19 protein-coding genes are annotated in these 24,085 nt (G+C 74.6%); 3 read left to right on the top strand and 16 right to left on the bottom strand.

Annotation, left to right across the window (positions count from 1 at the left end; genetic code table 11):
• Positions 1 to 23: 23 nt before the first annotated feature.
• The 13 genes from urtD to E1200_RS08630 all read right to left on the bottom strand — a co-directional run bounded on the left by urtD (position 24) and on the right by E1200_RS08630 (position 11,691).
• Entirely contained in the window at positions 24 to 830 is an 807-nt protein-coding gene (urtD, locus tag E1200_RS08690) for an urea ABC transporter ATP-binding protein UrtD (RefSeq protein WP_131951298.1), read from the bottom strand.
• The gene (urtC, locus tag E1200_RS08685; protein ID WP_131951297.1) at positions 827 to 1,930 is read right to left on the bottom strand and encodes an urea ABC transporter permease subunit UrtC; all 1,104 of its coding nucleotides are present in this window, start codon (positions 1,928 to 1,930) and stop codon (positions 827 to 829) included. The genes urtD and urtC overlap by 4 nt, the downstream gene beginning before the upstream one ends.
• Complete coding sequence (urtB, locus tag E1200_RS08680) at positions 1,927 to 2,805, bottom strand: urea ABC transporter permease subunit UrtB (RefSeq protein ID WP_131951296.1); 879 nt, start codon at positions 2,803 to 2,805, stop codon at positions 1,927 to 1,929. The genes urtC and urtB overlap by 4 nt, the downstream gene beginning before the upstream one ends.
• 71 nt (positions 2,806 to 2,876) lie before the next feature.
• A complete protein-coding gene (gene urtA / locus E1200_RS08675) occupies positions 2,877 to 4,046 on the bottom strand; it encodes an urea ABC transporter substrate-binding protein (protein ID WP_243708422.1) in 1,170 nt (389 codons plus the stop codon).
• A gap of 336 nt (positions 4,047 to 4,382) precedes the next feature.
• Positions 4,383 to 5,102 (bottom strand): urease accessory protein UreD, encoded by a 720-nt coding sequence (locus E1200_RS08670; RefSeq protein ID WP_131951294.1) that lies wholly within the window; start codon positions 5,100 to 5,102, stop codon positions 4,383 to 4,385.
• Positions 5,099 to 5,818 (bottom strand): urease accessory protein UreG, encoded by a 720-nt coding sequence (gene ureG / locus E1200_RS08665; RefSeq protein ID WP_131951293.1) that lies wholly within the window; start codon positions 5,816 to 5,818, stop codon positions 5,099 to 5,101. The genes E1200_RS08670 and ureG overlap by 4 nt, the downstream gene beginning before the upstream one ends.
• Positions 5,819 to 5,831: 13 nt before the next feature.
• Complete coding sequence (locus E1200_RS08660; protein ID WP_131951292.1) at positions 5,832 to 6,509, bottom strand: urease accessory UreF family protein; 678 nt, start codon at positions 6,507 to 6,509, stop codon at positions 5,832 to 5,834.
• Positions 6,509 to 8,227, bottom strand: a complete 1,719-nt coding sequence (locus E1200_RS08655; protein ID WP_131951291.1) for an urease subunit alpha — start codon at positions 8,225 to 8,227, stop codon at positions 6,509 to 6,511. The genes E1200_RS08660 and E1200_RS08655 overlap by 1 nt, the downstream gene beginning before the upstream one ends.
• Positions 8,220 to 8,549 (bottom strand): urease subunit beta, encoded by a 330-nt coding sequence (locus E1200_RS08650; protein WP_131951290.1) that lies wholly within the window; start codon positions 8,547 to 8,549, stop codon positions 8,220 to 8,222. Before E1200_RS08650 ends, E1200_RS08655 begins: the two co-directional genes overlap by 8 nt.
• Positions 8,546 to 8,848: an urease subunit gamma gene (locus E1200_RS08645; RefSeq protein ID WP_131951289.1), complete on the bottom strand. Its 303-nt coding sequence runs from the start codon at positions 8,846 to 8,848 to the stop codon at positions 8,546 to 8,548. The genes E1200_RS08650 and E1200_RS08645 overlap by 4 nt, the downstream gene beginning before the upstream one ends.
• An 83-nt stretch (positions 8,849 to 8,931) precedes the next feature.
• Complete coding sequence (locus E1200_RS08640; RefSeq protein ID WP_131951288.1) at positions 8,932 to 9,384, bottom strand: hemerythrin domain-containing protein; 453 nt, start codon at positions 9,382 to 9,384, stop codon at positions 8,932 to 8,934.
• A gap of 115 nt (positions 9,385 to 9,499) precedes the next feature.
• Positions 9,500 to 10,747, bottom strand: coding sequence for an ArgE/DapE family deacylase (locus tag E1200_RS08635; protein WP_131951287.1), 1,248 nt, complete (start codon positions 10,745 to 10,747; stop codon positions 9,500 to 9,502).
• The gene (locus E1200_RS08630; protein ID WP_131951286.1) at positions 10,744 to 11,691 is read right to left on the bottom strand and encodes a methionyl-tRNA formyltransferase; all 948 of its coding nucleotides are present in this window, start codon (positions 11,689 to 11,691) and stop codon (positions 10,744 to 10,746) included. The genes E1200_RS08635 and E1200_RS08630 overlap by 4 nt, the downstream gene beginning before the upstream one ends.
• A 183-nt stretch (positions 11,692 to 11,874) precedes the next feature.
• Here E1200_RS08630 and E1200_RS08625 point away from each other — a divergent pair, with 183 nt between their 5' ends.
• Complete coding sequence (locus E1200_RS08625; protein WP_131951285.1) at positions 11,875 to 13,191, top strand: lysine N(6)-hydroxylase/L-ornithine N(5)-oxygenase family protein; 1,317 nt, start codon at positions 11,875 to 11,877, stop codon at positions 13,189 to 13,191.
• A 37-nt stretch (positions 13,192 to 13,228) separates the two neighbouring features.
• Here the strand turns inward: E1200_RS08625 and E1200_RS08620 are convergent, their stop codons facing one another.
• From E1200_RS08620 to E1200_RS08610, 3 genes are all read right to left on the bottom strand, one after another.
• Positions 13,229 to 14,038: an ABC transporter ATP-binding protein gene (locus E1200_RS08620; protein ID WP_207933246.1), complete on the bottom strand. Its 810-nt coding sequence runs from the start codon at positions 14,036 to 14,038 to the stop codon at positions 13,229 to 13,231.
• An 88-nt stretch (positions 14,039 to 14,126) separates the two neighbouring features.
• On the bottom strand, positions 14,127 to 15,188 hold the full coding sequence (locus E1200_RS08615) for an iron chelate uptake ABC transporter family permease subunit (protein ID WP_131951283.1): 1,062 nt from the start codon (positions 15,186 to 15,188) through the stop codon (positions 14,127 to 14,129).
• Positions 15,189 to 15,268: 80 nt separating this feature from the next.
• Entirely contained in the window at positions 15,269 to 16,402 is a 1,134-nt protein-coding gene (locus E1200_RS08610) for an iron chelate uptake ABC transporter family permease subunit (RefSeq protein ID WP_243708421.1), read from the bottom strand.
• Between the two features lie 225 nt (positions 16,403 to 16,627).
• Between E1200_RS08610 and E1200_RS08605 the strand changes: the two genes are divergently transcribed.
• Together E1200_RS08605 and E1200_RS08600 are read left to right on the top strand one after the other, a co-directional pair.
• On the top strand, positions 16,628 to 17,632 hold the full coding sequence (locus E1200_RS08605; RefSeq protein ID WP_207933245.1) for an iron-siderophore ABC transporter substrate-binding protein: 1,005 nt from the start codon (positions 16,628 to 16,630) through the stop codon (positions 17,630 to 17,632).
• A gap of 139 nt (positions 17,633 to 17,771) precedes the next feature.
• On the top strand, positions 17,772 to 24,085 hold a 6,314-nt coding region (locus E1200_RS08600), incomplete at its 3' end, for a non-ribosomal peptide synthetase (RefSeq protein ID WP_243708420.1).

Raw genomic sequence — 24,085 nt, 5'->3', positions numbered from 1 at the left:
CGCCGTCCCGTTGGCGTCGTGGCTCATCCGGCCTCCTCGTCGTTCGCGGACCGGCCGAGATACACCTCTTGGACGCGGGGGTCGTTCTGCACCGTGGCGACGTCCCCTTCCACCAGGACGGTGCCCTCGTTCAGGACCGTCACCTGCGAGGCGTACCGCCGCAGGAACTCCATGTCGTGCTCGACGACGATGACGGTGTGGTCCCTGGCGATCTCGGTGAGCAGCTCGCCGGTCCGCTCGCGCTCGGCCCGGCTCATGCCCGCCACGGGTTCGTCGAGCAGCAGCAGCCGCGGCCCCTGGGCGATCAGCATCCCGATCTCCAGCCACTGCCGCTGGCCGTGGGAGAGGACGCGGGCGGGCCGGTCCGCCAGGTCCGCCAGGCCGGTCCGCTCCAGCGCCGCCGCCACGACGTCGGACACTCCGCGCCGCCGGCGCAGCAGCGTGACCAGCGGGCGGCGGAAGTTCGCGGCGAGGTCGATGTTCTCCAGGACGGTGAGCGCCTCGAAGACCACCGACGTCTGGAACGTCCGGCCGATCCCGAGCCGCACGATCCGGTGCTCCGGGCGCCCGGCGAGGGACGTGCCGGCGAAGGTCACCGACCCCTTCGTCGGCCGGGTCAGCCCGGTGATGACGTCGAGCAGGGTGGTCTTGCCGGCGCCGTTGGGGCCGATCAGGAAGCGCAGCTCCCCCTGCTCCACGGTGAGGTCGACGCCGTCGACGGCCTTGAACCCGTTGAAGGCCACCTCCAGGCCGCGGATCTCCAGCAGTGCGGGGGCACGGGCGCCGATGGCGCGGACCTGGCCGTCGGCCGGCCGGAGTCGGGTGCTCATGCGGGGGCCGCCTCCTTGCGTTCGGCCGCGTTCGGCGCGGCGTCCGGTGCCGGCCGCGCCCGGGGCCGCCGGCGCGCGATCGCGTCGCGGGCCTGCCGGACGGCGCCGACGATGCCGCCGGGCACCAGCACGATGACGAGGATGAACAGCAGGCCCTGCAGGTAGACCCAGCCGCTCGGGTACTGCTCGCTGAACGCGGTGTGCGCCCAGTTGAGCAGCACGCCGCCGAGCACGGCGCCCGCCAGCGAGAACCGGCCGCCGATCGCCACCGCGACCACGAGCTCGATCGATGGGACGACCCCCAGCAGCGAGGGGGAGATGATGCCGACCACCGGCACGTAGAGCGCCCCCGCGATGCCCGCCATGGCGGCCGACACGGCGAACGCGACGGTCTTGACCGCGGCGGCGTTGTAGCCGAGGAAGCGGACCCGGTCCTCCCCGTCCCGGACCGCGATCAGCAGCCGCCCGAAGCGGCTCTTCACCAGCTGGCGGGCCAGCAGGTACAGCGCGCCGAGCGTCAGGGCGACCACGAAGTAGAAGACGCGCTTGGTGCCGTCGTCCTCCGGGTCGCGGCCGAAGACGTCGTAGAAGTGGGTGAGGCCGTTGGTGCCGCCGGTGAGGCCCTGCTGGCCCACCAGCCAGATCACGAACGCGGCGGCGAGCGCCTGGCTGAGGATCGCGAAGTAGGCGCCGCGCACCCGCTGCCGGAAGATCAGGTAGCCGAGCACCGCGGCGACGGCCGCCGGGACGAGCACGGCCGCGGCGATGGCGAACACCGGGCTGGCGAACGGCTTCCACAGCAGCGGCAGCTCCTCGACCCCGCTCCACACCATGAAGTCCGGCAGGTTGCCCGGCCCGGCGTCGTGGAGCTTGAGGTACATGGCCATCGAGTAGCCGCCGAGCCCGAAGAACACGCCCTGGCCGAGCGTGAGCATCCCGCCCTGCCCCCAGGCGAGCCCGATGCCGAGCGCGGCGATGGCGAAGCACAGGTACTTGGCGAGCAGGCCCAGCCGGAACGGGTCCAGGGCGGCCGGCGCGACCGCGAGGACCAGCAGCGCCACGGCGGCGAACAGCGCGACTCCGCGCCACCGGGCGGTCACGTCAGCGCCCGGCTGCGGAGGACGAACATGCCCTGCGGGCGCGCCTGCAGGAACGCCACGGTCGCCACGAAGACGATCACCTTGGCCAGGCTCGCGTCGGTCCAGAACTCCGCGTAGGAGTTGATCAGGCCGAGCACCAGCGCGGCGGCGACGGCGCCGCGCAGCCGGCCGAGGCCGCCCGCGACGACGACGAGGAAGGCGTCGACGATGTAGTAGGTGCCGAGGTTCGGGCCGACCGGGCCGATCAGCGTCAGCGCGACGCCGGCGATCCCGGCGAGGCCGGAGCCGATGAAGAACGTGAGCCGGTCGACCCGCGCGCTGTCGACGCCGCTGCACTCGGCGAGCTGGCGGTTCTGCATCACCGCGCGCATCCGCCGGCCCTGCCGGGTCCGGTTCTGGTACGTCCAGATCGCGAGCACCGACAGCGCCGCGACGGCGAGGATGAACAGCCGGGTGTAGGGCACCTGGGAGCCGAACATCGGGACGCCGCCGCTGAGCCAGCCGGGTGCGCGCACCTGGACGTTCGGCGCTCCGAAGATGTCCCGGGCGAGCTGCTGCAGGACGAGGCCGACCCCCCAGGTCAGCAGGAGCGTGTCGAGCGGGCGTCCGTAGAAGCGGCGGATCGCCGTCCGCTCCAGGACGAGGCCCATCGCGCCGGCGACCAGGAAGGCGGCGGGCAGCGCGCCCACGACCGCCTGCGTCCCGGCCCAGTCCTGCAGGACGTAGGCGGTGTAGGCGCCCACCATGATGAACTCGCCGTGCGCCATGTTGATCACCCCCATCTGGCCGAACGTGAACGTCAGGCCGAGCGCCGCCAGCAGCAGCACCGCGGCGATGCTGAGGCCGATCGGCAGCTGGCTGAGCAGGGCTTCCATGTGCCTCCTCGGTGCGGGTCCCTCGGGTGGGGCGCCCCGGCCGGGCCGGACCCGGCCGGGGGCGGCGTGCGTCAGGACAGGCCCGCGGCCCACGGGTAGCTCTTCAGGTAGGGGTCCGGCGCGATCGGCTCGCCGGAGTTCCAGGTCTCCTTGATCGTGCCGTCGGGCTGGACGACGCCGATGCGGGCCGTCTTGTGCATGTGGTGGTTGGCGCCGTCGATCGTCACCTTGCCCTCGGGCAGGTCGAGCGAGATGCCGCCCGCGGCCTTCTTCACCGCCTCGGGGTCGGTGCTCCCGGCCTTCTCGACCGCCGCCGCCCACAGCTTCACGGCGTTGTAGCCGGCCTCCATCGGGTCCGAGGTCACCTTGTCCGCGCCGTACTTGGCCTTGAACGCCTTCACGAACGCCTCGTTGGTCTTGCCCGGGGTGGTCATGTAGTAGTTCCACGCGACGAGGTGGCCCGCGATGTTGTCCGCCCCGATTCCCTTGACCTCCTCCTCGGCGATGCTCACCGACATCGTCGGCAGCGAGGAGGAGGTGGCGCCGGCGCTCTTGAGCTGCTTGAAGAACGCGACGTTGCTGTCCCCGTTGAGGGTGTTGAACACCGCGTCCGGTTTCGCCTGCGTGATCTTGTTGACGAGCGTGCCGTACTCGGTCGACCCCAGCGGGGTGTACTCCTCGCCGGCGATGGTCATGCCGTTGGCCGCCGCGTACGCTTTGATCACCTTGTTCGCGGTGCGCGGGAACACGTAGTCGCTGCCGACCAGGAACAGCTTCTTCTTTCCCTGTTCCTTGAGGTAGTCCAGCGCCGGGACGATCTGCTGATTGGTCGTCGCCCCGGTGTAATAGATGTAGGGGGAGCTTTCCAGCCCCTCGTACTGGACGGGGTACCACAGCAGCGCCTTGTTGCGTTCGAAGACCGGCAGCATCGCCTTGCGGCTGGCCGAGGTCCACCCGCCGAACACCGCGGCGACCTTGTCCCTGCGGATGAGCTTCTGCGCCTTCTCGGCGAAGGTGGGCCAGTCGGACGCGCCGTCCTCGACGACCGGTTCCAGTTTCTTGCCGAGGACGCCGCCGGCGGCGTTGACCTCCTCGATCGCCATCAGCTCGGCGTTCTTGACGGTGACCTCGCTGATCGCCATGGTCCCGCTCAGCGAATGGAGGACGCCGACCTTGACGGTGTCGCCGTCGGGTGACGCCGTGCCGCCGCCCGCGCCGGTCTCACCGCCGCACGCGGTCAGCGCCAGCAGCGCCGCGGTCGCCAGCGAGCCGAGCCCCAGCAGAGTTCTTCCGTGCACGTACACTCCTTGCGGAAAGCCCCGAAACCGTTTGTTGGCCGTGTTAAGAATTGCGTCCGCTTGTTTCCGCTGATCGGTCGGAAACGTTAAGCCGGTGTTAATCGGTTGACCCGGTATTCGCGCCGGACGTCAGCGGCCACCCAGAACTCCGAAATGGTCGGCGGGAGGGAAATGAGGGCGCGTCATTGCGAACCGGCTCAATGGAAACCCTGCGCTGTATCCGCCGTGATTCCGGCTTGTTTCCAACGCGTGAATACGGCCTCACCGCCGCCGGGGCGGTCAGGTGCGGGCGCGCTCCTCGCCATGGCCGAGCCGGCGGCGGAGGGCCGCCGAGTCGGGTGCGAGCGCGGTGACCAGCACGGCGGGGCCGGCGAGCGGCATGACCGCGAGCCCCTCGGCCGCGTACGGCTCGGTGGCCAGGCCGTCCCCGACGAGCAGCACGGTCCCGGTGCAGCGCGCGTCGCCCAGGACGGCGCCGCTGCTGTACAGGGCGGGGTCCGGCAGCCGCAGCTCGTTCCGCAGCAGGGGCCGGCCGCCGAGGGTGACGTCGGTGCGGGCGCGGTAGCGGCCCGCCGTCTCGCCGTGCCTGCCCAGGACGAGCTCCTCCCGCCAGCGGAGCGTGGCCCCGGCCTCCAGGACGATCTCGGTCACGGCGTGGTGGCGGCAGCCCGCGGCGGCGACCGCGGGCTCCAGGGCGAGGTCGAGGTGCGCCCCGTCCGCGACCGCGGCCCGGACGCGCGTCGTGGACTCGCCGCGGCCGGGGAGCAGCAGGGTGCTCGCGACCGAGCGCACCGCGAGGACGGCGCCCGCCGCGACCTCCAGGTCCAGGTTCAGCTCGTCGCCCCCGAGGGGGCCCGCCGCGGCGCCGACCAGATGGACGGCGTCCGGGGTGGCGCGCAGCGCGTACGGCCCGTCCGAGCGCAGCCTGGTCAGCCGGGTCCGCCCGGCGCCGTCCCGCTCGGCGCGCACGGCGGCGTGCGCCGTGTAGTGCCGCGTCATGCGGCCCCGGTGGGCGCCGCCGCGCCGTCCCCGTGCTCGGCGTCCCCGTGCTCGGCGGCCCGGTGCTCGGCGAGGACGGACCGGACCCAGCCGGCGACCGCCGGGGCGCCGGGGTCCGCGCGCAGCGAGCTGAAGATCACCGGCCGGCCGCCGCGGACCCGCGCGGCGTCGCGGTCCATGACCGCGAGGTCGGCGCCGACGAGCGGGGCCAGGTCGGTCTTGTTGACGACCAGCAGGTCCGCGCCGCTCACCCCGGGGCCGCCCTTGCGGGGGACCTTGTCGCCGCCCGAGACGTCCAGGACGAAGATCTGCCGGTCGGCGAGGCCCCGGCTGAAGGACGCGGTCAGGTTGTCGCCGCCGCTCTCCACGATGACGAGGTCCAGCCCGCCGTGCCGCCGCTCCAGCGACTCCACGGCGTCCAGGTTGGCGGAGATGTCGTCGCGGATGGCCGTGTGCGGGCAGCACCCGGTGCGGACGGCGGTGATCCGGTCGTCCGGCAGCACCGCGTTGCCGCGCAGGAAGTCGGCGTCCTCGGTCGTGTAGATGTCGTTGGTCACCACGGCCAGGTCGAGCTCGCGGCCGAGCGTCCGGCACAGCGCCGCCACCAGGGCGGTCTTGCCGCTGCCGACCGGCCCGCCGACGCCCAGCCGCAGCGGCCGGCCGCGGGCGGGGGCCGCCGGGTGCGGGTCATGGGAGTGGTCGTGGTCCGTGCCCATCGGGGTCCTCTCGTCACGATTCGAACAGGCGCATGTCCGCCCGCGGGTGCAGCTCGGCGAAGACGTCGAGCGCGGGCGCCGACGCGGCGGGGCAGGCGGCGGGGTCGCCGTCGGCATAGCCGGCCGCCTCCGCGGCGACGGCGTCCACCTGCGGCGCGAGCCCCGCGAGCGCGGCGTGCACGGCGAGCGGGTCCAGGGCGAGCAGCCGCACGGCCGCCGACGCGGGTCCGGTGACCGCGCCGTACGCGGCGACCGAGGCCGCGTGCGCGGGTGTGCCGCCGGCCGCGGCGACGGCGGCGCCGAGGACGAGCGGGTGGTGCGGCGCCGGGAGGTCCGCGAGCGCGTCGAGCGCCGGGTGCGGCGCGGCGGTGCGGACGGCGCGCAGCAGCGACCTGCCCTGGGACCGGGAGGCCCGCCGCTGCGCGGGGGACGGCATCCGGGCGTCCGTCTCGGCGTCGAGCACGGCCCACCCTTTCGGGCCCATGCGGCCGGCATGGGCGCAGGCGGACGCCGCGAGGGCGGCGGTGACGAGGCCGGCGGTCGCGAGGCGCCCGCGCAGGAAGTCGGCCAGCGTCGGCACGTCGGTGACCGCGCCGGCCGCCGCCGCGGGCTCCAGGCCGCCCGAGTGGGCGTGGCCGCCCGCGGGCAGCCGGGAGTCGGCCAGGAGCAGCAGCGGCGCGGGCAGGACCATCAGAACAGGAAGTAGCGCTGGGCCATCGGCAGTTCCGCCGCCGGGGCGGGCTCGACCTCGTCGCCGTCGATGGAGACGGTGAACGTGTCGGGGTCGACCTCGATGCGCGGCAGCGCGTCGTTGAGGCGCATGTCCCGCTTGCCGATCCCGCGGGTGTCCTTGACCGGGACCAGGTCGCGGCGGACCGCCAGCCGGCCGGTGATGCCCGCGTCGAGGGCGGCGGGGGACACGAAGTGCACGGACGTGCCCGCCGCGGTGAGCGGGGCGGCCCCGAACATGGGGCGCGGCAGCACCGGCTGCGGCGTGGGGATCGAGGCGTTGGCGTCGCCCATCGCCGCCCACGCGATCATCCCGCCCTTCAGCACGACCTGGGGGCGGACGCCGAAGTAGGCGGGGTGCCACAGCACCAGGTCGGCGAGCTTGCCCGGCTCGACGGAGCCGACCTCGGCGTCGAGGCCGTGCGCGATCGCCGGGTTGATCGTGTACTTGGCGACGTAGCGGCGGGCCCGCAGGTTGTCGGCAGGGTCGCCCGGCCCGTCCAGCGGGCCGCGGCGCAGCTTCATCACGTGCGCGGTCTGCCAGGTCCGCAGCACGGTCTCGCCGATTCGGCCCATGGCCTGCGAGTCCGAGCCGATCATCGAGATGGCGCCGAGGTCGTGCAGGACGTCCTCGGCGGCCATGGTCGTGGGCCGGATGCGCGACTCGGCGAAGGCGAGGTCCTCGGGCACCGACGGGTCGAGGTGGTGGCACACCATGAGCATGTCGAGGTGCTCGTCGAGGGTGTTGACGGTGTGCGGCCGGGTCGGATTCGTCGACGAGGGCAGGACGTTGGGGTGCCCGGCGATGGTGATGATGTCGGGCGCGTGCCCGCCCCCGGCGCCCTCGGTGTGGTAGGCGTGCACCGACCGGCCGGCGATGGCGGCGAGCGTCGACTCGACGTACCCGGCCTCGTTGAGGGTGTCGGAGTGCAGCGCGGCCTGGACGCCGGACGCGTCGGCGACGCGCAGGCACGCGTCGATGGCCGCGGGGGTGGAGCCCCAGTCCTCATGCAGCTTGAACCCGGCCGCCCCGGCGCGCAGCTGCTCCCACAGCGCCTCCTCGCCGACCGTGTTGCCCTTGCCGAGCAGTGCGACGTTCACCGGCCAGGCGTCGAGCGCCTCCAGCATCCGGCCGAGGTACCAGGCGCCCGTCACGGTGGTGGCCTTGGACCCCTCGGCGGGGCCGGTGCCGCCGCCGATCACGGTGGTGACCCCGGAGCCGAGCGCCTCCTCCAGGAGCTGCGGGCAGATGAGGTGGACGTGGGAGTCCACGGCGCCCGCGGTCAGGATGCGGCCGTTGCCGGCGAGGACCTCGGTGGACGGGCCGATGACGAGACCGGGGTGGACACCGTCCATCGTGTCGGGGTTGCCGGCCTTGCCGAGCGCGACGATCCTGCCGTCGCGGACCCCGACGTCGGCCTTCACGACGCCCCAGTGGTCGAGGACCACCGCGCCGGTGATCACCAGGTCCAGGGCACCCTCGGCGCGGGTGGCGCGGGCCTGCCCCATCGACTCGCGGATCACCTTCCCGCCGCCGAAGACCACCTCGTCGCCGGCGCCCGCGCCGCGGCTGCGGTCCTCGGTGACCTCGATGAACAGGTCGGTGTCGGCCAGCCGGACCCGGTCCCCGGCGGTGGGGCCGTACATCTGGGCGTACCGGGCCCGCGACAGCTCAGTCATCCAGCGCACCCGCCCGGTCCGTCCGCAGTCCGGGGACCACCCGCAGCCCGGCCAGCGGGACCAGGGCGACCTCCCGGGTCAGTCCGGGCTCGAAGCGCACCGCGGTTCCGGCGGGGACGTCCAGCCGGTGCCCCCGGGCGGCGTCGCGGTCGAACTCCAGCGCCGGGTTCGCCACCGCGAAGTGGTAGTGGGAGCCGACCTGGACGGGCCGGTCGCCGGTGTTGGCGACGGTCACGCGGACGCGGGCGCGCCCGGGGTTGAGCCGGACCGGCGGGGCGTCCGCCGGCACGACCTCGCCGGGGACGAGCGGGCGCGCCGTCACGGGATCGGCCTGTGCACGGTGACGAGCTTGGTGCCGTCGGGGAACGTCGCCTCCATCTGCACCGAGTCGAGCATCTCGGGGACGCCCTCCATGACGTCCTCCCGGGTGAGCACCGCGCGGCCGGACTCCATCAGCTCGGCGACCGAGCGCCCGTCGCGGGCGCCCTCCAGCACGTGGACCGCGATGAGCGCGGTCGCCTCCGGCTGGTTCAGCCGCAGCCCCCGGCCGCGGCGCTCGCGCGCGACCGACGCCGCGACATGCAGGAGCAGGCGTTCCTGCTCGTGAGGGCTGATCAACACGGTCGGCACACTACCGGCGCGATACGGGCGCGAACGGAATGCAACATCGATTTAACGGCGACTTAACGCCGCGCCGCGGGACCTCAGGCGACGGGCCCGGCCGCCGTCCCGGCGGGGGTGATGCGGTCCCACGCGTCCATCCCGAGCATGACGATGGACGCCGGGAACAGGCCGTGCTCCTCGTGGTCGATGTGCTCGCGCAGCTTCCCGAGGGCGCCGAGCACGGCGTCCCAGTCCGGGTCCCGGCGGTCGACCGCCCCGAGCACGCCGTGGATCTCCTCGTGCTCGGCGCAGAGCCGCGCCACCTCCGCGGCGAGCGAGCCCTCGGCCCGCAGTTCGGCGAAGAGGCCGCTCTCCTCGGTGCCCGTGTGCGGCGTCAGCAGGCCCAGCAGCTCGTCCAGCAGCGGCACGGCGTCGCCGTACCGGCCCTGGCCGATGGCCCGCCGCAGCTCCCCGGCGGCCTCCTCGATCTCCACGTGCTCCCGTGACAGCCGGCCGATCAGCGGGAAGTCCCGGCAACCGCAGTAATTGCACATGGCGTCCCCTCCGGTGACGTTCCCCTTGACGACGTTCGCCGATCCCCTTCATCGTCTCCGGGGGATGGGGCGCGCCGGTAGGGAACCATGTCGGGCGGGACAGGGACTTTCGTCCTCAGTGGGCTTCGCAGTAGGAGAGGGCCAGGGCTGTCAGCGTCCGGGCCGCCGTCGCCACCTCGGTCAGGGAGACGTGCTCGTCGGGGGCGTGCATCTGGGCGACGTCCCCTGGGCCGTACTGGACGGTCGGGATGCCGCCTAGGCCGGTGAGGATGCGCAGGTCACTGCCGTACGGGGCGCCCCAGACGGCGGGCTCCTCGCCCGTGACCCCGGTGTGGGCCTTGGTGATGCCCTCCAGCAGGCCGTTGTCGCGGTGGGGGAGACGGCAGGACGCGAACCGGCCGCCCCACCACTCGACCTCGACGGGGTGGCGGGACAGCCAGTCGTCCGAGGCGCAGACGTTGGCGACCGTCCGTTCGAGGGCCGCGCGAGCGGCGTGCTCGGGCTCGTCCAGGGCGACGCCGATCCGGCCCTCGGCGACCAGGCCGTCCGGGACGGTGGACGACCAGTCGCCCGCGTGGACGGTGCCGATCTCGATCGCGTAGGGCAGCCGCCAGCGCGCCATCAGCGGGTCGGCGCCCGTGTTGCGGCGCCGCTCCAGGTCGCGGAGCGCGGTGAACACCGGCAGGAACAGCTCCACCGCGCTGACCCCGGCGTCGCGGCGCGCCGCGTGGGCGCCCCGCCCGCGGATCCGGAGCCGGAACGTCAGCGCCCCCGCGTTGGCCGGAACGACGCCGAGGCCGGTCGGCTCGGGGATGACGCAGGCGTCGGCCCGCCAGCCGCGCCTCAGCAGGGCGTAGCCGCCGAGGCCGCCGTCCTCCTCGCCGGGGACGCAGGCGATCAGCACGTCCCCGCGCAGCCGCACGCGGCGCAGGGCGCGCACCGCGAACAGGGCGGCGACCAGGCCGCCCTTCATGTCGCAGGCGCCGCGCCCGTAGAGCCGATCGCCCTCGATGCGCCCGCCGAACGGGTCGCCGGTCCAGGCGGACGGGTCGCCCGGCGGCACGACGTCGACATGGCAGGTCAGCAGCAGGGAGCGGCCGCCGCCGGTGCCGGGGAGCCGGCCGACCACGCCCCACGCCCCGGTGCGCGCGGCCTCCATGCCGGGGAAGTCCTCCTCGGCGGTGAGGGCGTCGACGGGGATGGGCCAGTGGTCGACGTCGAGGCCCTCGTCCCGCAGCCACGCGGCGAGGCGGTCCTGGATCCCGGTCTCGGCCGGCGAGCCGCCGACGCTGGGGATGCGGACGAGTTCGGCGAGCAGGCCGGCCATCGCCGAGTCCGGCCCGTGCGCGGCGGCCCCGGTCATGGCCGGTCGGTGAGGTAGCCGCCCATCTTGCGGAAGTACTCGGTGGCGGGCAGGTCGGTGCCGTCCTCGGTGCGGACGCGTTCGATCACCAGGCCGCGGCTCCGGCCGCGGCGGGCGTCGGCCCCGGCGACGATGACGATCCCGGCGCCCTCGCGGATGAAGACGCGGCCGGGGGTGCCCCCGTAGACGCCTTCGGAGACCGACGCCTTCAGGACGCGGACGCGCTCGCCCTTGTAGTGGGTGAAGGCGTTGGGGTACGGGTCGCACTGCGCGCGGACGAGGCGCTCGATGTCCTCGGCCGGCCAGGTCCAGTCGATGCGGCCGTCCTCGATGGAGCGCTTGTGGAAGAAGCTGGCCTTCGAGCGGTCCTGCGGGGTGAAGTCGGTGCGGCCGGACGCGATGAAGTCGAGCGCCTCGGCGACGATCGGGCCGATGAGGTCGACGGTGCGGTGGAACAGGTCGGCGGCGGTGTCGGCCGGGCCGACCGGGACGGCCCGCTGGACGACGATGTCGCCGGCGTCGAGGTCCTCGTTCATCATGTGCGCGGTGACGCCGACCTCCTCCTCGCCGTTGATGAGCGCCCAGATGATCGGGGAGAAGCCGGCGTAGGCGGGCAGCAGCGAGTCGTGGACGTTGAGCGTGCCGTGCCGGGGGAGGCCGAAGATCTCCGGCGGTATCCACGTGCGCCAGTTGTTGGCGACGATCAGGTCAGGGTCCGCTTCCTTCAGGCGGCTCATCAGCTCCTCGTCGTCGGGACGGTTGCGCAGCAGGACAGGCACGCCGTGCTCGGCGGCCAGGTCGGCGACCGAGTCGTCCCAGATCTTCTCGTAGGCGTGGTCGCTCTTGGGATGCGTGACGACCAGGACGACCTCGTGATCCGACTCCAGCAGTGCCCGGAGCGTGCGGTGTCCCCAGGTCTGGTAGCCGAACATCACGACCCGCATATGGCCTCCTTGTGCCGTCGATCGAGGAAGGTTAGGCTCACCTACATTAGGTAAACCTAACCTAAAACATGTGCCGGATCAGGGGAAGTCGATGGCCCGGGTGAATGTGCCGGGTCGCGGCCGCCGCCGACCCGGCGCTGCTCCTACCCGGCCCAGTACCGTCCCCCCGGAAAGGCCCCGTCCATGCTCTCTTCGGACACGCATGTCCACGATCTCGTCGGAATCGGCTTCGGTCCCTCGAACCTCGCGCTGGCGATAGCGCTGCGGGAGCGGCAGGCGCGGCACGGCGAGGCGATCGACGCGGTGTTCCTGGAGAAACAGCCGCGATTCGGCTGGCACCGGGGAATGCTCATCGACGGCACGACCATGCAGGTGTCCTTTCTCAAGGACCTGGTCACGCTGCGGAATCCGGCCAGCGGGTTCGGCTTCCTCAGCTACCTGCAGGACCGCGGCCGGCTCCCCGACTTCATCAACCACAAGACGATGTTCCCCTCGCGGGCCGAATTCCACGACTACCTCGACTGGGCCGCCTCGGCATTCGGCGACCAGGTCGAATACGGATCGGAAGTGGTGGGGGTCACACCCGTCACCTCCGATGGCGCCGTCGAGTACCTCGACGTGGTCGTCCGGCGGGGCGGCTCCTCGGCCGAGCTCATCACCCGGCGCACCCGCAACCTCGTGGTCGCCGCCGGCCTGGAGCCGGTCCTGCCCGAGGGCACGGTGGCCGGCGACCGCATCTGGCACAGCGAGGACCTGCTCCACCGCGCGCCCGGCCTGCGCGACCCCCGGCGGCTGCTCGTCGTGGGCGCCGGGCAGAGCGCCGCGGAGGTCACCGACTACCTGCACCGGACGTTCACCGGCGCCGAGGTGTGCGCGGTCTTCGCCAAGTACGGCTACACGCCCGCCGACGACAGCTCGTTCGCCAACCGCGTCTTCGACCCGCAGGCGGTCGACGACTTCTTCGCCGCGCCCGAGGAGGTGAAGCGGACGCTGATGGGCTACCACCGCTCCACCAACTACTCGGTGGTCGACCTGGAGCTCATCGACGAGCTCTACCGGCGGCACTACCAGGAGAAGGTGGCGGGGCGGGAGCGGCTGCGCATCCTCAACGCCTCCCGGATCGTGGACGTCGCCGCCGACGGCGCCGGCGTGCGGGCCTCGGTGGAGTTCATGCCGACCGGGGAGCGCGTCGTGCTGGACGGCGACGTGCTCGTCTACGCGACCGGGTACCGGCCCTGCGACCCGCTGACCCTGCTGGGCGAGGCGGGCGAGTACTGCCGGCGGCTCCCCTCCGGCTGGGTGGACGTCGAGCGCGACTACCGCATCGGCACCACCGCGGAGATGGCGTGCGGCATCTACCTGCAGGGCGCCACCGAGCACACGCACGGCATCGGCTCCACGCTGCTGTCCAACACCGCCGTCCGCGCGGGCGAGATCGCCGACTCGGTCGCCGAGCGGCTGCGGGCCCGGTCCCGGGACTCCTACGCGGTGGGCCGCTGACGGACGGGCGTACCGGCGGGCGGGGCCGGGAGGCGGTTCAGGCGCTCTCCCGGCCCTCGTCCCGCCGGCCGCCGTGGTGGCGGCCCATCGGGATGACCAGCGGGGTGCCGCTGACCGGGTCGGCGGTGACCTGGCAGCGGAGCCCGAAGACGTCCTCGACCAGCGTCGCGTCGACGGCCTCGCCGGGCGGTCCCTCGGCCACGATCGCGCCGGACTTCATCACGATGACGTGGTCGGCGTAGCGGCACGCCTGGTTCAGGTCGTGCAGCACCATGACCACGGTGCGGCCCTCGTGCCGGTTCAGGTCGACGATCAGGTCGAGCACGTCGACCTGGTGCGCGAGGTCCAGGTAGGTGGTCGGCTCGTCCAGCAGCAGGACGGGGGTCTCCTGGGCCACGGCCATCGCGATCCAGGCCCGCTGCCGCTGCCCGCCGGACAGCTCGTCGACCGGGCGGTCGGCGTACTCCAGCGTCCCGGTCGCGCGCAGCGCCGCGGTGACCGCGTCCTCGTCGGCGGACGACCACTGCCGCCACCACGTCTGGTGCGGGGCGCGGCCTTGGCCGACCAGGTCCACGACCGTCAGCCCCTCCGGTGCCACCGGCGACTGCGGCAGGATGCCGAGGCGCCGCGCGACCTGCCGGGTGGGCATCGCGTGGATGGACCGCCCGTCCAGGTGGACGGTGCCGCCGCGCGGCGCCAGCAGGCGGGCGAGCGCGCGCAGCAGCGTCGACTTGCCGCACGCGTTCGCGCCGATGATGGCGCTGATCTTCCCGGGCGGGACGACGAGGTCGAGGCCGTCGACCACCACGCGGTCGTCGTAGGCCAGCCGGAGCCCGCTCGCCCGCAGCTCCGGTTCGGCCGGCTCGGCCGGCTCGGCCGGGTCCGCCGCGGCGGTGAGGGCGGTGCGGTCGGGGGACGTTGCGCGTGTCACGGGTTCAGCCTCCGGAGCCGATGCGGTTGGCGCGGGCGAGGAGCCAGAGCAGGAACGGCGCGCCGAGCACGCCGGTGATGACGCCGACCGGCAGTTCCAGGTCGGGGAAGAGGCGCTGCCCGAGCATGTCGCAGCCGAGCACGACCAGCGCGCCGGTGACCGCGGAGGCGGTCAGCGGCGGCCGGGCGGTGCCGGCGAGCCGCAGCGCGATCTGCGGCGCGGCCAGCGCCACGAAGGCGACCGGCCCGGCCGCCGCGGTGGCGAACGCGACGAGGCCGACCGCCGCGCACAGCAGCGCCAGCCGCGCCCGCTGCACCGGGACGCCGAGCCCGCCCGCCACCTGGTCGCCGAGGTGCAGCGCGCGCAGCCACGGGCTGAGCAGCAGCACCACCGGCAGGAGCACCGCCAGCGCGAGGACGAGCGGGCGGGCGCTCTCCCACCCCCGGCCGTTCAGGTTGCCCACCAGCCATCCCACGGCCTCCTGCGCCTGGTAGACCTTCGCCCGGACGATGAGGTACTGGGTGGCGCTGACGCACACCCAGTTCACGCCGATGCCGACGAGCACGATGCGGAAGCCGGTGGTGCCGCGCTTCCAGGCCAGCGCGTAGATGAGCACGGCGGTGAGCAGCGCGCCCGTCAGGCCGAGCGTCTGGGTGCCGAGGCCCGCGCCGAGGCCGAGCACGATGCCGCCGACCACGGCGACGCCCGCGCCCTGCGTGATGCCGAGCATGTCCGGGCTGGCGAGGGGGTTGCGGGTGAGGGTCTGGAAGATCGCGCCGGACACGCCGAAGGCGGCGCCGGCGAGCATCCCGGCCAGGGCGCGCGGCAGCCGGAACTCCTGGACGATGAGCCGCGCGCCCGGGTCGCCGCCGCCCCACAGCGCCGGCACCGCCTCCGTCACGGGCAGCGGGAACTCGCCGGTGGTCAGGCTCACGCACAGGGCGGCGAAGGTCGCGCAGGCCAGGACCGCGCACGTCACCAGCAGCCGGGGCCGGACGACCGCCGACACGGGCGGCCGGGCGAGCCGCACGGCGGTGCGCCCGCCGACCCGGGATACCTCGATCACGCTCGTGCTCCCCCGTCCGGGCCGGTGCTTCGGCGGGTCGTGGTCTGCGGGCGGGCCGCCGGGCCGCGCACGGGCGGCGCTCACAGCTCGGCGAGGCGGCGACGGCGGATCAGGGCGATGAAGAACGGCGCGCCGAGGAACGCGGCCACGATGCCGACGTCGATCTCCTGGGGGCGGGCGACGACCCGCCCGATGATGTCGGCGGCCAGCAGCAGGCAGGGGGCCAGCAGCGCGGTGAGCGGGATGAGCCAGCGCTGGTCGGGCCCGCTGAGGGCGCGCACGGCGTGCGGGACGACGAGCCCGATGAAGACGATCGGGCCCGCGACCGCGACGGCCGCCCCGGTGAGCAGCATGACCGACAGCGCGCCCCGCAGCCGGATGCGGCCCAGCCGGCGGCCGAGCGCGGCGGCGACGTCGTCGCCGAGCGCGATGTTGTTCAGCGCGGGCGTGATGCTCAGCGCCAGGACCGCGCCGCCCGCCAGGAACGGCAGGACCTGCAGGATCGTCGTGATCTCCTGGCCGGCCAGTGAGCCGGACGCCCAGTAGCGGTACCGGTTGAGCACCTGCGGGTCGATCAGCGAGACGCCGCGGGTGACCGACTCCAGCATGAACGTGACGGCGATCCCGGCGAGCGCGAGCTTGACCGGCGTCTGCCCGCCGCGGCCGAGCCCGCCCACGGCGTACACGACGACGCTCGCGGCCAGCGCCCCGGCGAACGCGAACCAGACGTAGCCGTACAGCGAGGTCATGCCCATGACCCCGACGGCGAGCATCAGCGCGAAGGCGGCGCCCGCGCTGACGCCGAGCAGGCCGGGATCGGCCAGCGGGTTGCGGGTGAGCGCCTGCATGACCGCGCCGGCGACCCCGAGCGCGGACCCGGCGAGGACGCCGAGGAGGGTGCGGGGGACGCGCACGTCCCACACGATGCGGCCGATCTGGGTGTCGTGCGGCCCGGTGAGGACCGCGAGCACCTGGCCGAGGGGGATCTGGCGGCTGCCCACCGCGATCGACAGCGCGCACAGGAGGGCGAGGAGGCAGAGCGCCCCCGCCAGTAACAGGAGCCGGTGAACGCGTGACCGCCCGAAGCCGGCGCCGGATCGCACACCCCGGCCGCCGGGGTGCGGGACGTCCAGGACGCCCGGGGACGCCTTCCCCGCGGCGCTTCCGGCCCGTTCGGCGGCCACGGGGCCGGGCGACCGGGTCTCTTCCGTCACGTGGATCACAACCTGTCCGGTGGGGGGCCGGTCGCGGTCCCGGGGGCGGGATCGCGGTTAGGTGAGCCATACCTTATCGGGTCGCTGGGACCTTGTGCTTAGGTAAGGCTTACCTTAGCATCGCAGCGGTGCCGGGCGTGGCAGCTGTTCCGCCTGCCCGGCCGTCCCCCCAACCCCGATATTGAAGGGCAGCCGATGTCCCCCACATCGCGAAGGCCGGCCGATATGTCGCTCCCCGGGAAGGTCGCCATGGCCGTGGTGACCGTCCTGCTCCTGACGCTTGGCCTCGCGGCCTGCGGCGGCGAGGAGCCGGAATCCGGCGGCGACGGCAAGGCCGCCGCCGAGGGCGGCTTCCCGGTGAGCGTGCAGCACAAGTACGGGACGACCGAGATCAAGGCGGCGCCCGAGCGGGTGGTGACCGTCGGGATGACCGACCAGGACGCGGTGCTGGCGCTGGGCGTCAAGCCCGTCGGGGTCGTGGAGTTCACCGGGCTCGGCCTCGGTGTGGCGGAGTACCCGTGGAGCGCCCAGAAGTGGGGCGGCGCCAAGCCCGAGGTCGTCGGGCAGCGCGAGGACCTGGAGTTCGAGAAGATCGCCGCGCTGCGGCCCGACCTCATCATCGGCCTCTACACCGGGATCACCAAGGCGGACTACGACAAGCTCTCCAAGATCGCTCCCACCGTCGCGCAGTCCGCCGACCACGCCGACTACGCCATGCCGTGGCAGGAGATGACCCTGGTCACCGGCCGCGCGCTCGGCAAGGAGGCGCAGGCCAAGGAGGTCGTCGCCGGGGTGGAGCGCGGCTTCGCCGAGGCGCGCGAGAAGAACCCGTCGCTCGCCGGCAAGACGTTCGCGGTCGCCGACCCGTTCAAGCCCGGCCAGTACGCCGTCTTCGGGCCCACCGACCCGAAGGTGGAGTTCATGAAGAGCCTGGGCATGACCGTCCCGGACCCGGTCGCCCAGGCGGCCGGCAAGGAGCAGGCGGCCGTCATCGGCTCCGAGCGGCTGGACATGGTCGACGTCGACCGGCTGATCTTCCTGACGTCGGTCCCGGACGCCGAGAAGACCGTCGAGAAGGACGACGTCTACACCGGACTCAAGGTGGCCAAGGAGGACCGCGTCGTCTTCGTGCCGTACAACCCGACCGGCGCGGCGGTCTCCTTCAACACCGTCCTGAGCATCCCGTACGCCATCGGCCAGATGGTGCCGCTGCTCACCAAGGCGGGCTGACGCCCCCCGGAGGGACCACCGGACGACACCGCACGTGAGGACCGGGCCGGCGACGACGCCGGCCCGGTCGCGGGAGCGTGCCAGCAGCCAGGAGTGTGCGAGCACGGCCGGCCGTGCCGGCCGTGGCGGAGGTGCGGTCGTGACCCAGGAATTCACCGCTGACCAGAACAGCGCCGGACCGGAGACGGAGCCCAGCCCGGGGGAACTCCACCGGATCCTCGTCGAATGGAACGACACCGCCTGCCGGGTGCCGCCGGCGACGCTCCCCGAGATGTTCCGGGCGCGGGTGCGCCGGCACCCGGACGCGGTGGCCGTGGTGTTCGGCGACACCGAACTGACCTACGCCGAGGTGGACGCGCGGGCCAACCGGCTGGCGCACGTCCTGGCCGGACGCGGCGCCGGGCCCGAGCGGGTCGTGGCGCTGGCGCTGCCGCGGTCGCCTGACCTGATCGTCGCGGAGCTGGCCGTGCTCAAGGCGGGCGCCGCGTACCTGCCGCTCGACCCGGACTACCCGGCGGAGCGGCTCGCCTTCATGCTGGCCGACGCCGCGCCGGTCTGCCTGCTCACCACCCGCGGGTTGGCGCAGGCCGTGCCCGAGTCCGCCGGGACGGAGCGCCTCCTGCTCGACCTGCCCGAGGTCGCGGCCGAGATCGCCGCCCGCCCCGGTACCGACCCCGCCGTCCCGCTGGACGTCCGCAACGCGGCGTACGTGATCTACACCTCCGGTTCCACCGGCCGGCCCAAGGGCGTCATCGTCACGCACTCCGGGGTGGCCAAGCTCGTCGCCACGCAGTCGGAGCGGCTCGGCGTCGGGCCGCACAGCAGGGTCCTGCAGTTCGCCTCGCCCAGCTTCGACGTCGCGTTCTGGGACCTGTGCCTCGGGCTGCTCTCCGGCGGCCGGCTGGTGATCGTCCCGTCCGAGCGGCGGGTGCCCGGCCCGGAGCTGGCCGACTACGCCGCCGAGCACGGCGTCGACTTCATGATCCTGCCGCCGGCGCTGCTCGCCACGATGCCGGAGGACTGCACGCTCCCGGCCGGCGCCACCCTGCTCGCCGGCACCGAGCGCGTCTCGGCGGAGCTCGTGGCCCGCTGGTCGCCCGGCCGGAACATGTTCAACGCGTACGGGCCGACCGAGGCGACGGTCAACTCGACCCTCGGCGAATGCCCGGACGACCCCGAGCCGGGCTCGACGATCCCCATCGGCCGCCCGGACCCGGGCACCCGCGCCTACGTGCTGGACGACGCCCTGCGCCCCGTCCCGCCCGGGGTGACGGCGGAGCTGTACCTCGGCGGGTCCGGGCTGGCCCGCGGCTACCTCGGCCGCCCCGGGCTGACCGCCGGGCGGTTCGTCGCCGACCCGTTCGGCCCGCCCGGCGGGCGGCTCTACCGCACCGGCGACCTCGTGCGGTGGCTGCCCGACGGCCGGCTGGAGTTCGCCGGGCGCGCCGACGACCAGGTGAAGATCCGCGGCTTCCGCGTCGAGCCCGCCGAGATCGAGGCGGTGCTCGGCGGGCACCCGTCGGTCGCGCAGACCGCGGTCACCGTCCGCGAGGACCGGCCCGGCGACCGGCGGCTCGTCGCCTACGTCGTGCCCGCCGCCGGAGCCCCGGCGGACCGCGACGAGCGCCGGGAGCGCGCCCAGGTCGACGAGTGGAAGCGCCTGCACGAGCTGCTCTACACCGCCGTGGCGTCCGGTGACGGCGGCCTGGCGGAGGGCTTCACCGGCTGGAACAGCACCTACGACGGCCGCCCCATCCCGCTGGAGCAGATGCGGGAGTGGCGGGAGGCGACCATCGGGCGGATCCTGGAACTGCGGCCGCGCCGGGTCCTGGAGATCGGGGTCGGCAGCGGCCTGATCCTGTCGGGCGTCGCGCCGCACTGCGAGTCGTACTGGGGCACCGACCTGTCCGAGGAGGCGGTCGCCACGCTGCGCGGCCGGGTCGGCGGCGTCCCGGAACTCGCCGGCCGGGTGGAGCTGCGCGCGCAGCCCGCGCACGACTTCGGCGGCCTGCCGCGCGGGCACTTCGACACCGTCGTCGTCAACTCGGTGGCGCAGTACTTCCCCAGCGCCGGCTACCTCGCCCAGGTGCTCCGGTCGGCGGTGGACCTGCTCGCCCCCGGCGGCAGCGTGTTCGTCGGGGACGTCCGCAACCTGCGGCTGCTGCGCACTTTGCGCGCCGCCGTGGAGGCCGCGCGGCACGGCGGCGACATCGGGCCCGGCGCCGTCGCGGAGCTGCGGTCGGCGGCCGAGCAGGCGGTGCGCTGGGAGGGCGAGCTGCTCCTCGACCCCGACTTCTTCCCCGCGCTGGCGGACGCCGTCGACGGGATCCGCGCGGTGGACCTGCGCGTCAAGCGCGCCCGGCACCACAACGAGCTGAGCAGGCACCGCTACGACGTGGTCCTGCACACCCGGGCCGGCGCCGGGCGGGACGCGCCGGAGGCGTGCGAGCTGCGCTGGGGCACGGAGGTCGGCGACCTCGCCGCGCTGGCGGAGCGGCTGGCCGGCGGGCCGCCACTGGTGCGGGTCAACGGCGTGCCCAACGCCCGCCTGACGCCCGACCTGGCGGCCGAGCGGGCCCTGTGGCCCGGCGAGCCGCTTCCCGCGGCCGTCGATCCCGAGGCGCTGTGGAGTCTCGGTGCGGAGTCCGGCCGCACGGTGACGGCGACCTGGTCCGGCGACGCGGCGGACGGTTCCCTCGACGTGCTGTTCGCGGCCCCGGGCGCCGAGCCCGGCGAGGTCTACCGCCCCGGCGGCGAGGCCGGGGCGGCGCCGTCCGTGTATGCGAACACGCCGTCCGGGTTCCGGGACGTGGGCGCCCTGGTGCACGCCCTGCGCGCGCACCTGCGGGACCGGCTGCCCGCCTACATGGTCCCGGCGGCGTTCGTGCCGCTGGCCGAGCTCCCGGTGCTGCCCAGCGGCAAGATCGACCGGGCGGCGCTGCCCGCCCCGGACTACGCCGCGCAGGCCGCCGCCCGCCGCCCCGCCCCGGCGGAGCGCACCCGCCTCTCCGACCGGGCCCTCCGGGAGCGCGCGGAGATGCTGTGCGGCGTGTACGCCGAGGTCCTCGGCGTGCCGGACGTCGGACCCGACGACGACTTCATCGAGCTCGGCGGCGACAGCATCCTGGCGATCCAGGTGCTCATCAGAGCGCGCGCGGCCGGCCTCGTGCTCTCCGCCGGCGACGTCTTCCGCAACCGCACCGCCGCCGCGCTCGCCGCCGCGGCGTCCACGGGGGAGGAGCCCGCATCCGGTGCGGCGGACGCCGCCGGGCCGCTGGTGCGGCTCGGCGAGGCCGACACCCGCCGGCTCGGCGAGCTCCTCGGCGATACGGGCGAGGTGCTGCCGCTTACACCGCTGCAGGAGGGCTTCCTCTTCCACACCCTCGTGGACGAGCCGTCCGGCAACGTCTACGTCGTCCAGCACGTCATCGACCTGCGCGGGCCGCTGGACGCGGCGGCGCTGCGCCGGGCCATGCAGGCCGTCCTCGACCGGCACGCCCCGCTGCGGGCCGGGTTCGTCCGCCTGGACGACGGACGGATCGTGCAGGCCGTCCCCGGCGGCCGGGTCACCGTGCCGTGGCGCGAGGTCGATCTCAGCGAGCTCGGCGAGACCGAGCGCGCCGCGCGGGCCGAGGCCGTGGCGGCGGAGGAGAACGCCCGCGGCTTCGACCTGGAGCGGCCGCCGCTGCTGCGCTGCACGCTCGTCCGGCACGACCGCGACCACCACGCCCTGGTGCTGATGTTCCACCACATCGTGGCCGACGGGTGGTCGGTGCAGGTCATGCTCCGCGAGCTGCTGGAGTTCTACGAGCACCCGGGCGCGGCGGACGCCGGACCGCGCACGCCGGCCCCGCTCACCCCCTACCGCGACTACCTCGCCTGGCTGGCGGGCCGCGACCGCGACGCCGCCCAGGCGGCCTGGCGCGCCGCCCTCGACGACCTGGACGGCCCGACCCTGCTCGCCGACACGCTCCCGGCCCCGCCCGCCGGGGACGCGCCGGCGCGGCGGCGGGCCGACGTCCGCTTCGACCTTCCCGAGGAGACCACCGCCGCGCTCGCCGACCGCGCCCGCCGCCACGGCCTCACGCTCGGCACCCTCGTCCAGGGCGCGTGGGGCCTGCTGCTCGGGCGGCTGACCGGCCGCGGGGACGTCGTGTTCGGCACGGCCGTCTCCGGGCGGTTCGCCGACATCCCCGGCATCGAGTCGATGGTCGGCATGTTCGTCAACACGCTGCCGGTGCGGATGTGGTGGCGGCCGGGCGAGCCGCTCGCCGCCGCGCTCGCCCGGCTGCAGGACGCGCAGTCGGCGCTGGTCGACCACCAGTACCTCGGGCTCGCGCGCATCCAGCGGCTCGCGGGGGAGGGCGAGCTGTTCGACACCCTCGTCGTGCTGGAGAACTACCCCGAGGAGCGGGACCTGCGCGACCCGTCCGGCACCGTCGGGATCACCGGGGTCGACTTCACCAACGTCGAGCAGTACCCGCTCGCGCTGATCGTGCTGCCGGGCCGGCGGCTCGCGCTGCGGATCGACCACGACGCCGCACGGATCGACGCGGCCACCGCCGAGCGGATCGCCGCGCGGCTGACCGCGGTACTGGAGGCCCTCGCCGCGGACCCGGCGCGCCCCGTCGCGGCCCTGGAGCCGCCCTCAGCCGCCGAGCGCGCGGGCGCCGCGCTAGCCGGGGAGCCGGTGCGGCCCGCCGCCCGCACGCTGCACGGCATGATCGCGGCGCGCGCCGCCGCGGCGCGCGCCGCCGCGGCGCCGGACGCCGTCGCCGTCATCGGCGACGGGCCGGACGCGACCCTCACCTACGCGGCCCTGGAGCGGCGCGCGGACGCCGTCGCCCGGCGGCTCCTGGCGCGCGGGACGCGGCCCGGCGACATCGTGGCGGTCGCGGTGCCGCGCTCGCCCGAACTGGTCGCCGCCCTGCTCGGCACGCTGCGGGCCGGTGCCGCCTACCTGCCGCTCGACGTGGACCTGCCCGCGGACCGGCTGGCGTACCTGCTCGCCGACTCCGCCGCCCGCACCGTCCTCACCACCCGGGAGGCCGCCGGACGGGTCCCGGAGGCGGACGGCGTGGCCCGCGTCCTGCTCGACGAGGACGGCGCCCCCGGCGACGGCCACCCGGACCCGGCAGGGGAGCCGGCCGGGCCGGAGCATCCCGCCTACCTCCTCTACACCTCCGGGTCGACGGGCCGCCCCAAGGGCGTCCTCGTCCCGCACCGCGCCGTCGTCAGCCAGATGACCTGGCTGGGGGAGCGGTTCCCGCTCGGCGCGGACGACCGCGTCCTGCAGCACCTGTCGGCCGGGTTCGACGCGTCGCTGCTGGAGCTGTTCTGGCCGCTGTGCGCCGGCGCCGGGATCGTCCTGACCCGCCCCGGCGGGCAGCGCGACACCGCCCACCTGGCGTCCCGCGTCCGCGAGCACGGCGTCACGACGATCGCGATGGTGCCGTCGATGCTGGCGGCCTTCCTGCAGGCCGCCGAGGACGCCGGCGACCTGGCCGCGCTGCGCGCCCTGCGCCGCGTGTTCAGCGGCGGCGAGGCACTGACGGGTGGGTTCGCCGCGCGGTGGACCGCGCTGACCGGCGTGCCGATGTACAACGTGTACGGCCCCACGGAGACGACGATCCAGGTCGCCTACCGCGAGTACGGCGGCGCCGCGGACGGCCCGGCCGTCCCGATCGGCGGCCCGGTCGGGGCCACCCGGCTGTACGTGCTCGACGGCGCGCTGCGTCCCGTGCCGCCCGGCGCGGCGGGCGAACTCTACGTCGGCGGGCACCAGGTCGCACACGGCTACCACCGCCGGGCGGGGCTGACCGCCGAGCGGTTCGTCGCCGACCCGTTCGGCGCCCCCGGCGAGCGCATGTACCGCACCGGCGACCTGGTGCGCCGGCACACCGGCGGCGACACCGGATACCTCACCTACCTCGGCCGGGTCGACCGCCAGGTCAAGGTCCGCGGCAACCGGATCGAGCTCGGCGAGGTCGAGACCCGGATCGCGGCGGAGCCGGGCGTGCGGCGCGCGGCCGTCGTCGACCGCGAGGACGGTCCGGGCGGCGTGCGGCTGGCCGCCTACGTCGTGCCCGAGGCGGGCGTCCACCTGGACCCTGCGGCGCTGCGCGCGTCCCTCGCCGCGACGCTGCCGGACGCGATGGTCCCCGCGGACGTCGTCGTGCTCGGCGAGCTGCCGCTGACCCCCGGCGGCAAGATCGACCGGGCCGCGCTGCCCGCGCCCGCCGCCGAGCGGACGGCGGCCCGCGAGCCGCGGACCGAGCGCGAGCGGCTGTTCTGCGAGATCTTCGCCGAGGTGCTGGAGACCGCCGAGGTCGGCGCCGACGACGACTTCTTCGCGCTGGGCGGCGACAGCATCCTGTCGATCGTGGTGTCCGGCCGGGCGCACCGGGCCGGGCTCTCCGTCGGGCCGCAGGACGTCTTCGAGCACCCCACCCC

The organism is Actinomadura sp. GC306, assembly GCF_004348665.1.
Classification (GTDB): Bacteria; Actinomycetota; Actinomycetes; order Streptosporangiales; family Streptosporangiaceae; genus Spirillospora.
Note: the sequence above shows the minus strand (reverse complement) of the source record. Positions and strands in the feature narration are given on the sequence as shown.